Here is a 2,480-nt window from a genome sequence, read left to right on the forward strand (position 1 = left end):
GGCTTAAATAACACTTATAATTACCTAAAAACTTATAATTACCTAAAAATCTTAAAAATTTACTTCTTAAGTTTCCGGTTTTGGTAGAGAATGAGGGGATCGAACCCCCGACCTTCTGCTTGTAAGGCAGACGCTCTCCCAGCTGAGCTAATTCTCTACTACAAATAATTCCGGGCAAACCCCTATCTTGGCAATCCAAATGAATTACTATTGTGGGGACCACAGGTCTTAACTGCTGTGTTCGGGATGGGAACAGGTGGACCCCCTGTGTTAAATCACCCGGAATCTCTCAAAACTAGGCAAATTCTAGTTATTTTCCATTATCATCAAAGTCGTTGGATCTATTAGTACTAGTCAGCTCCAAATATCACTACTCTTCCACTTCTAGCCTATCAACCTGATCGTCTTTCAGGGATCTCTTAGGGAAATCTCATCTTGAGGGAGGCTTCACACTTAGATGCTTTCAGTGTTTATCCATACTATACATAGCTACCCAGCTATGGCTCTGGCGAACCAACTGGTGCACCAGCGGTATATCCATCCCGGTCTTCTCATACTAGGGACAGTTCCTCGCAAATTTCCAACGCCCACGACGGATAGAGACCGAACTGTCTCACGACGTTCTGAACCCAGCTCGCGTACCGCTTTAATGGGCGAACAGCCCAACCCTTGGAACCTGCTCCAGCTCCAGGATGCGATGAGCCGACATCGAGGTCCCAAACCGCCCCGTCGCTGTGAACGCTCGGGGGCGATAAGGCTGTTATCCCCAGGGTAGCTTTTATCCGTTGAGTCACGGCCCTTCCATTCGGTACCGCAAGATCACTAAGTCCGACTTTCGTCCCTGCTCGACTTGTAGGTCTCACAGTCAAGCTCCCTTATACCTTTACGCTCTAAAAATGATTTCTGACCATTTTGAGGGAACCTTTGAACGCCTCCGTTACTTTTTAGGAGGCGACCGCCCCAGTCAAACTGCCCACCAAACACTGTCCCTCATAATCCACTTATGCAGGTTAGAAACTAAAAATCTCAAGAGTGGTATCCCACCGGTGACTCCCTTTAAACTAGCGTCTAAAGTTCTCTGTCTCCCACCTATCCTGTACATGAGATTTCCAATTCCAATATTAAGCTACAGTAAAGCTCCATGGGGTCTTTTCGTCCTGTCGCGGGTAACCGGCATTTTCACCGGTAATTTGATTTCACCGAGACTCTTGTTGAGACAGCGCCCAAATCGTTATGCCTTTCGTGCAGGTCGGAATTTACCCGACAAGGAATTTCGCTACCTTAGGACCGTTATAGTTACGGCCGCCGTTCACTGGGACTTCAATTCAATGCTTTGGGCAAGCCCGAACATCTCCTCTTAATCTTCCAGCACCGGGCAGGCATCAGCCCCTATACATCACCTTACGGTTTAGCAGAGACCTGTGTTTTTGATAAACAGTCGCTTGGGCCTATTCTCTGCGGCTTTTACTTTTTATCATAAAAGCTCTCCTTATCCCGAAGTTACGGAGTCATTTTGCCGAGTTCCTTAACAAGAGTTTTCTCGCGCGTCTTAGTATACTCTACCTTCCCACCTGTGTCGGTTTACGGTACAGGTAAAAAAATCATTAACCCTAGAAGCTTTTCTAGAAAATATGAACACAGTCACGTTACCCTCAAATCTCATTTTTTGGCAAGTAAGAAGACGGATTTGCCTATCTTCTCAAACTCGATTTTTCGACCCTAATCCAATAAAGGGCGTGCTTATCCTCTTTTGTCCCTCCATCAGTGATTTTTTTAGTGCAGGAATTTTAGCCTGCTGGTCATCGACTACGCATTGCTGCCTCGCCTTAGTTCCTGACTAACCCAGGGCGGACGACCCTGCCCCTGGAAACCTTGGGTTTTCGACGGATAGAATTCTCATCTATCTTTTCGTTACTTACACCGGCATTCTCACTTCTAACCTCTCCACTACTGCTTCCGCTATAGCTTCTACGATGTTAGAACGCTTCCCCTACCACATGTTCCTTAGCTATTACTAGCCGGAACATATCCGTAGCTTCGGTATAATGTTTAGCCCCGTTACATTTTCGGTGCAAAAATATTAGATTAGTGAGCTATTACGCACTCTTTAAAAGATGGCTGCTTCTAAGCCAACTTCCTAATTGTTTTAACGTTTTTACTTCCTTAACCACTTAACATTAATTTAGGGACCTTAGCTGACGGTCTGGGCTCTTTCCCTTTTGACCATGGACCTTATCACCCATCGTCTGACTGCTGGGATACGGTTCTTGACATTCGGAGTTTAATTGAGATTGGTACCCCGAGGTGGAGCCCGCACTCATTTAGTGCTCTACCTTCAAGAACTATTAAATACCCAACGCTAGCCCTAAAGCTATTTCGGGGAGAACCAGCTATCTCTGAGTTCGATTGGAATTTCACCTCTAGCCACAAATCATCCAAACACTTTTCAACGTGTCCTGGTTCGGCCCTCCATGACGCGG

At 46.0% G+C, this 2,480-nt stretch carries 1 tRNA gene and 2 rRNA genes (1 of these 3 running past the window's edge); all 3 read right to left on the reverse strand.

Features of this window, described 5'->3' with window-relative positions:
• Positions 1 to 81 precede the first annotated feature (81 nt).
• Positions 82 to 157: transfer RNA gene (locus OC710_RS02425), tRNA-Val, on the reverse strand.
• 11 nt (positions 158 to 168) lie between these two features.
• Positions 169 to 284 (reverse strand): 5S ribosomal RNA (gene rrf, locus OC710_RS02430).
• Positions 285 to 323: 39 nt separating this feature from the next.
• Positions 324 to 2,480: ribosomal RNA gene (locus tag OC710_RS02435) — 23S ribosomal RNA — on the reverse strand (it continues 821 nt past the right edge of the window).

The sequence above is a fragment of the 'Vigna radiata' phytoplasma genome (assembly GCF_030586915.1).
Taxonomy (GTDB): Bacteria; Bacillota_I; Bacilli_A; order Acholeplasmatales; family Acholeplasmataceae; genus Phytoplasma; species Phytoplasma australasiaticum.